At 40.2% G+C, this 9,451-nt stretch carries 11 protein-coding genes; all 11 read left to right on the forward strand.

What is annotated here, in order from left to right:
• Positions 1-12 precede the first annotated feature (12 nt).
• Entirely contained in the window at positions 13-1,689 is a 1,677-nt protein-coding gene (locus BLT29_RS10505) for a nicotinate phosphoribosyltransferase (RefSeq protein WP_090776280.1), read from the forward strand.
• 248 nt (positions 1,690-1,937) lie between these two features.
• Entirely contained in the window at positions 1,938-2,315 is a 378-nt protein-coding gene (locus BLT29_RS10510) for a hypothetical protein (protein WP_090776281.1), read from the forward strand.
• A 37-nt stretch (positions 2,316-2,352) separates the two neighbouring features.
• The gene (gene loaP / locus BLT29_RS10515; RefSeq protein WP_090776282.1) at positions 2,353-2,934 is read left to right on the forward strand and encodes an antiterminator LoaP; all 582 of its coding nucleotides are present in this window, start codon (positions 2,353-2,355) and stop codon (positions 2,932-2,934) included.
• Positions 2,935-2,992: 58 nt separating this feature from the next.
• Entirely contained in the window at positions 2,993-3,442 is a 450-nt protein-coding gene (locus tag BLT29_RS10520) for a hypothetical protein (RefSeq protein ID WP_090776283.1), read from the forward strand.
• Between the two features lie 1,084 nt (positions 3,443-4,526).
• A complete protein-coding gene (locus tag BLT29_RS10530; RefSeq protein ID WP_245701227.1) occupies positions 4,527-6,185 on the forward strand; it encodes an ABC transporter ATP-binding protein in 1,659 nt (552 codons plus the stop codon).
• Positions 6,186-6,487: 302 nt separating this feature from the next.
• The gene (locus BLT29_RS10535; protein WP_090776286.1) at positions 6,488-6,682 is read left to right on the forward strand and encodes a hypothetical protein; all 195 of its coding nucleotides are present in this window, start codon (positions 6,488-6,490) and stop codon (positions 6,680-6,682) included.
• A complete protein-coding gene (locus BLT29_RS10540) occupies positions 6,666-7,010 on the forward strand; it encodes an insulinase family protein (RefSeq protein WP_090776287.1) in 345 nt (114 codons plus the stop codon). Before BLT29_RS10535 ends, BLT29_RS10540 begins: the two co-directional genes overlap by 17 nt.
• A gap of 126 nt (positions 7,011-7,136) precedes the next feature.
• Entirely contained in the window at positions 7,137-7,343 is a 207-nt protein-coding gene (locus BLT29_RS10545; protein WP_090776288.1) for an insulinase family protein, read from the forward strand.
• Positions 7,333-7,560, forward strand: a complete 228-nt coding sequence (locus BLT29_RS10550) for a hypothetical protein (protein WP_090776289.1) — start codon at positions 7,333-7,335, stop codon at positions 7,558-7,560. The genes BLT29_RS10545 and BLT29_RS10550 overlap by 11 nt, the downstream gene beginning before the upstream one ends.
• Complete coding sequence (yfmH, locus tag BLT29_RS10555; protein WP_090776290.1) at positions 7,557-8,846, forward strand: EF-P 5-aminopentanol modification-associated protein YfmH; 1,290 nt, start codon at positions 7,557-7,559, stop codon at positions 8,844-8,846. Before BLT29_RS10550 ends, yfmH begins: the two co-directional genes overlap by 4 nt.
• Positions 8,847-9,175: 329 nt before the next feature.
• Complete coding sequence (locus BLT29_RS14045) at positions 9,176-9,244, forward strand: class III lanthipeptide (protein ID WP_218124004.1); 69 nt, start codon at positions 9,176-9,178, stop codon at positions 9,242-9,244.
• The last annotated feature ends 207 nt before the right edge of the window (positions 9,245-9,451 follow it).

Here is a 9,451-nt window from a genome sequence, read left to right on the forward strand (position 1 = left end):
GAATGATATGTGATGAAACCCGATAAAACGATTTTTGACTACGTTAAACCAACAAAATTCCGCTACATACATATTTGTACCAATTGTGATCAGCCGCACTTTTCCAATGAGGAAGTGGCAAACCGTTCATGCCTTGCTTGTGAAGGTACGCACTTTCACGTGACGCCATACTATAATCCAGCCGAAGACTACGCCCTCGATGTTGACTACTATGCGATTACAATGATGTACGCGCTCTGGAAAGAAGGCTTACATAAAACCGAAGTAGTCTTTGATGACTTTTACCGCAAAGCCCCGTTTGTCAAAGCGGTTGGTGATGTGACTGGGGAACTCGGTGGCTACGTCGCTTTCGGCGGTTTAGGTCACCTTATCGATACGATTGAAAACTTATACTTTAACGAGAGCGACATTGCTTACTTACGTACCCGACCAGAAAATTTTGATGAGGCGTTTCTAGAAGATCTACGCAAGCTCCGGTTCAGCGGTGATTTGTATGCAGTGGAAGAAGGCAACCTCATTTTTCCCAATACACCGTTTATCCGAGTTGAAGCGCCGGTGTGGGAATGCATTTGGATCGAAGCGATGCTACTGAATATCATTAACGCTGAATCACTCGTCCTAACGAAAGGTTCACGCATGAAGACGATTGCCGGCGAGGACACATTACTGGAAATGGGCAAGCGCCGCGCCCAAGGACGCGACGCAAGTGTGTACGGTGCCAAAATGGCGTACATTGCTGGGTTTGCAGCGACGAGCAATGTGAAAGCAGGCAAACAATTTGATGTGCCGGTGACAGGCACCCAAGCCCATGTCTATATTATGTTCCACCCATCTGAACTGGAAGCGTTTCTCGCGTACGCGGATGTGTTTCCAGAAAAAACGATTCCGCTCCTCGACACAACCGATACCCTCGGTAGCGGCTTACCGAACGCAATCACAACGGCTCATGCCCTTGCGGAAAAAGGCTACGACATGGCAGCAGTTCGCCTCGATAGCGGTGACCTCGCCTATTTATCAAAAGAAGTTCGCAAACGACTTGATGAAGCTGGATTACAGCACGTCAAAATTGCTGCCACGAATGACCTAGATGAATATACGATTGCATCTTTAAAGCAACAAGGCGCAAAAATCGACATTTGGGGCGTTGGCACGAAATACATTACCGCCTACGACAATCCAGCGCTCGGCGGCGTGCATAAAATTGTTGCCCGCCGTCCGTTTGCAGACGAATTCGAGCGTGGTGTGTACACCTTTGATGACTGGATTGCCCTTATTAAAATTTCTGAGAGCATGGAAAAGATTTTAAACCCAGGGCGTAAAAAAGTGTACCGTTTATTTGGTAAAGATGGTATGGCGAAAGGCGATTACATTTGTCTTGAACACGAAACGCTAGAAGAGCAGCAAGAAATCACATTAAAGCACCCGACGAATCCCCTTAAAGTGAAGAAAGTCGGAAACTTTGAAGCAACGCTCTTGCACAAATCGATTTTCCAGCGAGGAAAGCTTGTGTACCAGGTCCCAACTTTGCAAACGGTTCGTCAGTATCACCAACAGCAAAAGCAGTGTTTTTGGGAAGAATATTTACGATTGGAAGTCCCGGAAGTATACCGTGTCGCGTTGTCGGATGAACTACGGCAAATGAAAGCGCGTCTGATCGCGGAACATCGCGGGGGAGAAGGGCATAGGTAAATGAAAAAATACCTGGGAACAGGTGTTTTTTCATTTTGTGTACAAATGTTCCCTATACACTTTTGTGCACACTTTAGGCAATTGTATTGCTCTATTAAACATAGCGTGCTACAATGTTCGAGAAGGTGGGACATGATCAGCGTAGAGAAGTAAGCGTATTTGTCGAATAGGGGTGAGATCGTTGATCACTGCGTTTATATTTTATAGAGATAAGAAAATCTTGTCGATATTAAAAGGAGGAGTAGAGAATGCGTAAAAAAGTGGATAAACTACTGCAAGAATGTCGTGAAAACCTTGATTTATTAGATCAAAAAGAGATGCCACACATGAGCGAAATATTTGAGTTCGATTGGAAAGAAGAACAAATAGTTTCTGCTGTGAGACAAGGAATATTAAGTGAGGAACAATGTATACAAACTTCCAACATATTGAAAGCGTTAAATAAACTACCACAATTAGAGCGCGAACTATTTTTCTTACGTAATTTCCACCGAGAGAAAATAACAGTGCAACAAATTGCGAGAAATTTCTCAATCAGTCACCGACATTATCACCGGGTAAAAGGAGAGGCTTTAGACGAGTTAGCGCGTTTACTACGTTTAGAAAAGCAATTAGCATTCTCCTAGATAGCTTCTAGAAAATGAATTGCGGGAGGCGGGAACTATGGAATCTTTGTGGTATGCCTTATACGTGCGATCAGGGAGAGAAGAACAAGCCCGCTGCTTGATCGGTAAATACTTAAGTGAGCATATTAAGCAAATACTCATTCCAAGACGGAAAATGTGGGAAAGACGTCAAGGGATACGTCATGAAGTAATAAAAAAATTATTTCCGGGTTATTTGCTCCTGCAAACCCGTATGAATATAGATTTATACAACCGCCTAAAAGCAACCCCAGGTTGTTTCCATTTATTAAACACTCGCCGTTATCATCTTGATTACGATGCACAAGATGCTGCTAATGTGATGACACAAAGCGAGTGCTTTAGCGCCATCCCTGCGAAAGAGATGGAGTTATTGTTAGGACTTACGAGAGAAGGCGAAAATATAGGTGTATCTGAGATTTATATTGAGAATGCGCGTGTTGCTGTTCGCTCTGGTCCACTAAAAGGGTTTGAAGGTTTAATAAAAAGAGTGAATAAGCGCAAGAAGCGGGCTAAAGTCGTGTTTACGTTCATGGGCAATAACCAAGAAATGGATATGAGTGTAGAAATATTATCTGTTATGAGCGAAGTTGCTCATTAATTATGAACAATGATATATCGTTTATCTGAAATGCTTATAAATGAAAAGGGGACTATCAATGAACACAAAAACAAAAACGTTTCCGATTTTCTTTTCAAAGTATCACCATGGCTGTGAAAGTGTGTTTGCCTTAGCAGAGCATATTTTCCTTGCGGTGGAGAATAAAGAAGATTACTTTATCGATCATTATGATACCGTTGCCCGGATTTATCCTGATGTTCGTCAGTTTGTAGTTCGGGAGAGACCAAGTACCACGCTTATCTTACAAGTTGACGAAGACGACGCTTATATGCCAAATATGAAGGCGAGCTTCACGTTATTAATTGACCAGCTGCAACATTACCTTGAAAAAAACGAGAATGAGTATATCTGCTTAGAATTATATAATTGCTATGAGATGACGTTGTTGGATAAAATCTTTTTTGATGTGTTAATGAAGCGGGTACTGGCGTTTGGGTTTAATTTGTTGATTAAGATGGAAGAGAATGAGGTGTTGGGGGCGGTTTGAGAGTATCAGGGAATACAATGAATGCAATAGAGCGTTCTTCTAGGGGCGCTCGAGATGCTTGAGAGAATGAAGAAAGATACAAGAGACTTCGTCGCCCATTGGGCACTTCCTAGGCATAATTTGGCATTCGCATGGTGCATTTAGCATTGATGTCTGAGGGAGAGTAGTTAAGTCGTTTAACTCGAGCTTCCTATTTTTTCGAATAATATTCCCTAAAACAGGACCGCTACCCCTCATCTTTATTGTCCAGTTAAGTGTAGCCCATCCAGACAAACAGACAAGATCCTAAAGGACGTTAATCGATGTTTCGGCTCGTTAATGAAATGAAGGGGACATAAAAATTTGAGGTAGCGCGAAGCAGGGCTTGGGTGAATGGGCGAAGCTATGTCTTAATTGAGGTAAATAAACTGATTCATGAGATGTATTCTTAGCTATGGAATGAAGGAGATATAAAATTCTGAGGTAGTGTATAGAACAATTTGGGTGAATGGGCGAAGCTATATCATGATAATGAACATAATGATTGCACTTACTGAATAAGTAAGTGAGCCTGAGTGTGTGGGGGGATTTAGTCGTATTTAACTGTAAGCAGAATGCACTATCTATAAGGTTTATATTATTTTTTAGGGGGAGATTTTATGTAAGATAAAAATGACATGCTCTATCACTATTATTTGAAACCAGGGTCGGAGTACTATGATCCACCATGAATGATAACCACAATGACGGAGGAAGTAGCCAGCTCGATTTGTATACAATTGAGAAGCCATTGCGGTTTATTAATAGTGGAGGGATATATACCGCTGAAAGAAAGATAAAAAAAGGTGATCATAAAGGAAGCAAGACCGAAAGAATTGTCCCAAATGATCCTAAGACCATTATCTAGAGATATCGTGGGGCGTTCATGACGATCCAGATCGAATGTCCGAAGGACACATCGGGAGAATGAATTGCTTAAGGATGGCCCTTCTTCGGTGGGGGCTAAACATATTATACGAGGAGATATAAAATGAACAGGTCTCATCTATTTACCTTAATACGGCTTATAAAATGGCCAAAAAAAATAGTCTTTGGTACCTTTTCGTTGGCGATAATCACGGCGATTTTAGGGCTACTCATTCCATTATTTACGAAAAACATTATTGATTCTTTTACTGATGGTAATATTGATGTTGCTAAAGTATTCTTATTAGTTGGGGTGTTTCTATTTAATGTAGCCTTAGGCGCCACCTCATATTATATGCTGTGTTACATAGGTGAATATACAATTTACCGTTTGCGAGAAAAAATGTGGGGGCATGTACTGAAACTACCTATTAGTTACTTTGACAACAACGAGACAGGTCAAACGGTCAGTCGGTTGACTGATGATGTGTCGACATTAAATAATTTTGTGTCTAGAAGTATACCTGAATTTATTTCACAAGTACTACTTGTCATTGGATCAGTGGTCTTTTTATTTATTTTGGATTGGAAATTGACACTGGCATTATTAGTGATGGTACCGATTTTAATGATCATTATTTTGCCTGTAGGAAAATGGACGTATGCAGTTGCGGAAAAAACACAAAATGAAATGGCGCGTTTTATTGGGCATTTAAGTCGTGTCTTAGGAGAGATGCGCCTTGTAAAAAGTTACAGTGGTGAAAAAAAAGAATATACGCGTGTGATGAAGTCAGGAGAAAATTTATTTCGGCTTAATTTAAAAGCAGCAAAGCTAGAATCAATTGTTTCTCCTCTCATATCCGCAACATTAATGTTAATTGTGCTTGTATTAGTAGGGTACGGGGGATTGCGTCTTACAAATGGAACGATCACGCCAGGTACTTTTGTAGCCGTTATTTTTTATATCATACAAGCAATCGTCCCTATAAGTTCAGTTTTCTCTTTCTTTACGGAGTATAAAGCAACTTCAGGAGCGACAAAAAGGTTGCATGAGATCTATTCATTGGCAGAAGAGAAGGTAGATGAGTATGATGAGGGTTTCTTTGTGCCACACGGACAACTGAGCTTTCAAAATGTCTCTTATTCATATAATGGAGAATCCGATGTAGTAAAAAATATCTCTTTCACTGCCGAACCAAATCAAGTCACCGCTATTATAGGTCCTTCAGGTGCAGGGAAGACGACGCTCTTTCATTTAGTTGAGCAGATGTATACGGTGAGTAAGGGTATGATTTCATATGATCAGTTTCCAGTAGGAAATATTCCGTTATCAAATTGGCGTAAAATGATTGGTTATGTGATGCAAGATAGCGCGATTATGAGTGGAACGATTAGGGAAAATATTTTATACGGGATGGAGGACGATGATGAAGAAAGCATGATGCATTATGCAAGATTAGCAAATGCGCATGATTTTATCAGTAATCTCCCAGAAGGATATGATACGATCGTTGGTGAGAGAGGAATCAAGTTATCAGGTGGACAGAAGCAACGTATTGCGATTGCGCGTGCTTTTATGGTGAATCCAAAGATCTTATTGCTTGATGAGGCAACGGCAAACCTAGATAACGAGAGTGAAAGGTCTGTGCAGTCGGCGATGTATAACTTGATGGAAAATCGTACAACGTTAGTCATTGCACATCGTTTATCAACGATCAGAAATGCAGACAAAATTGTTTTCCTAGATCAAGGACAAGTGACTGGTGCTGGCAACCATGATGAGTTGATGGAAACACATCGAAAATATGCGGAGTTTGTTAATGGACAGAACTTGAGGTCATTGCAGGAGATTGTTTAGGTATGAAGTTAGAAAAAATCCAAAATGAATCCTATAGCCGTGCTGCATTCGGGATTTTAGTATTATGTTATACAGAACAGGATGTGTATGAATGAAGGATATAAAAATGACATCGCATAGGTTTGGTGATACGCATCTTCACTTATGTGAAACGGACAAGTTCAAAACAACTTCCATTATTTTAATGTTGAGGGCACCCTTGATATAGAAACTGTGACGCCAAGGCACTTATTCCAGATATTTTTCAAAGTGGAACAAAGGATTATTCTGATCATGTAATAATTGATCAGAAGCATGATGACATGTATGGTGCTGTACGTTCAGCAGGTGTACAAAAGGAAGGTGGGCATCACATCATCACGGTTCAGGTAGATGTACCATCTGAGCGGTTTTTATCAGGCAAAGTGTCACTATTTCAAGAAGCACTCTCTTTGTTATTTGAGGTTCTGACTGGGCCGAAACAAGGAAATGGTGTATTCTATGAAGGAAATTGTTGAGCAAGAGAAGCGATCGTTGAAACAACAGCTCCAAGCGATATATGATAATAAGATGGCTTATGCCTCTTTACGTATGGAAGAAGAAATGTTCCCGCGAGTGTTAGATCGCGTACCTGAATACGGTCGGATAGAAGATTTAGACAGACTAGCACCTGAAGACATTTATGATGTATACAAAAAGATGCTCGCGCACGATCGGATGGATTTATTTATTGTAGGCTGTTTTGACGAGATTCAAGCAAAGGAAACGGTAGCTACGTTTTTGGTGCAAAGCGCCAGGTTCGAGAACGCCAAATGGAGCATATATCAACTAGTGGTAAGAAGGTGATAAAAGAGAACGTAGTTTTTGAGAAGGACAAAGTGAATCAAGGCCAGTTATATATGGGGTATCGCACGTATGCAACGTGTATGGATGACGATTATGAAGCAATGCGAGTGGTGAAATGTATTTTTAGTGGTTCCCTCATCAAAGTTGTTTGTCAATATTCGAGAGAGAGAAAATATTGCTTATCATGTTGATTCTAAATTAGAGAGCCACAAAGGTGTATTAACGGTAATATCTGGAATTGATCTTGAGAAGTATGATCGAGCTGTTGAAATAATTAAAGAACAAGTCGCAGCGATGAAGCGGGGGGGTTTTACAGAGAGAGATGGAACATGAAAAAAGAGTGTTAATGAACCAATTGTGGAGTTCTGTTGATACTGCAATGGGGTTTGTTGATCTTGTGTATTCCGAAATCATTTTTGGTCATCATAGCTCTTTGTTAGATGGCGCGGAAATGATCCGAAGTGTAACAAAAGAAGAGGTTGTTCAAGCAGCGAATAAGTGGGAACTGGACACCATTTACTTCTTGACGAGAGAAGGTGAAGAGGAATGAAGAGAATAGAATATCGTCAATTAGGTGAAACATTATATCAGGAGCAATTAGAAAATGGGTTGGATGTTTACATTTTACCCAGGGAAGGTTTTCATGAGGCATTTGCGACCTTTACAACCAAATACGGATCAATTGACAACGTGTTTGTTCCGCGCGGACAGAAAGAGTCGATAAGAGTACCAGATGGAATTGCTCATTTCCTCGAACATAAAATGTTTGATGGTAAAGACGATGATGTTTTTAATACATTTGGTGAGCAAGGAGCGGCTGCGAATGCCTTTACTAGCTTTACACGAACCGGCTATTTATTTTCTGCTACGAAGCAAATTGAAAAGAACGTAAAACAGTTACTAGATTTTGTGCAAAGGCCTTATTTTACAGATCACTCAGTGGATAAGGAAAAAGGGATCATCGCACAAGAGATTATCATGTACGCTGATGACCCTGACTGGCGTGCTTACTTTGGTGTGATTGAAAACATGTTTGAGGAACATCCTGTGAGGATAGATGTTGGTGGAAATCTTTCATCACTTAAAGAAATCACAAAAGAAGATCTGTATACATGTTATGAGACATTTTACCACCCAAGTAATATGGTGCTGTTCATTGTTGGCCCCGTTGATCCGGCATCACTTATGACGCTCGTGCGTGAAAATCAAGCTGCAAAGGTGTTTCCTGTACGTGAAGAAATTATTCGTCGTGTGATACCAGAGGGCACGCCTGCCCATTGTGCAAAAAGGACGATATTAATGCCGGTGCAAATGCCGACATGTACTGTTGGTTACAAAGAAAAAGAGCCTACACGGCAAGGAAAAGATTTACTGAAACGTCAACTTGCAATTCAAGTGGTGTTGGATATATTGTTTTCATCAAGTTCAAAAGCGTATCAGTCCCTTTATAAAGAAGGGGACATTCACGGCTCACTTGCGTTTAATTATACAGCAGAATGGGGATTCGGTTTTTCAATGATCAGTGGTGATAGCCACAACCCGAATCGGTTGGTAGAAATAATTACCGAAACAGTTAAAATGTATCAGAAATCTGGCTTTTGCGATGAAGAAGCAAATCGTGCGATTAAGAAAAAAATTGGTGTTTTTTTGCGATCATTAAATTCTACAAACTTCATCGCCAAAGAGTTTACGAGATATCAGTTTAATGCTATGAATTTGTTTGATGTTGTACCGACGTTAGAGGCGCTTACGGTCGATGATTTACAATCGGTTTTGATAGATCACTTCACGGCTGAATATCAAACGATTTGTATTGTTCGTGATGAAGAGAAGTAATCTATTTTAGTGAATGAATGGGTCGTGTCACTATTTAACACAAGATGAGGATATAAAAAAGAAATGTATACGAGAAAGTCATTTATATGGTATGAAGAAGGCACAATCGTTATTGATACACTATAGGAAAGTGCTTAAAATAATACTAGTAGGAGGATGTGAAATAAGAATAAATCAAGTATTAGAACTATAAAAGCTTCCACACGGAAGTGATGAGATGGGATCAGGTCAACCAGTTGCAGAAGCATTACGAGCAACCCCGATTGGCGGGATACCTTTAGCTACCTGTACTGTTACTACGAAGTTTAGAACCACTAGACGAAACAAGAATGAACCAAGTATTGGAACTACAAAAGCTCTTATACGGAAGTGACGAGGAGGAAAAGGTCAACCATTAATGAATATAGAAGTAACCACTACTGTAATAGGACCAACAATTAAATTTCAGTCATCAAGAGGATGCTTACCAAGAATGGGCAGAAAAGGTTAATCAATTATCTAACAACAGATGTAATTTGGCGGACAGTGGGATTCTATAGTATGAATGGCCGAATGATATTCAAATATATATGTAGAAGGAGGTGAATCATAATGAACCAAGTATT

The sequence above is a fragment of the Shouchella lonarensis genome (genome assembly GCF_900096965.1).
In the GTDB taxonomy this organism is placed as follows: domain Bacteria; phylum Bacillota; class Bacilli; order Bacillales; family Bacillaceae_D; genus Shouchella; species Shouchella lonarensis.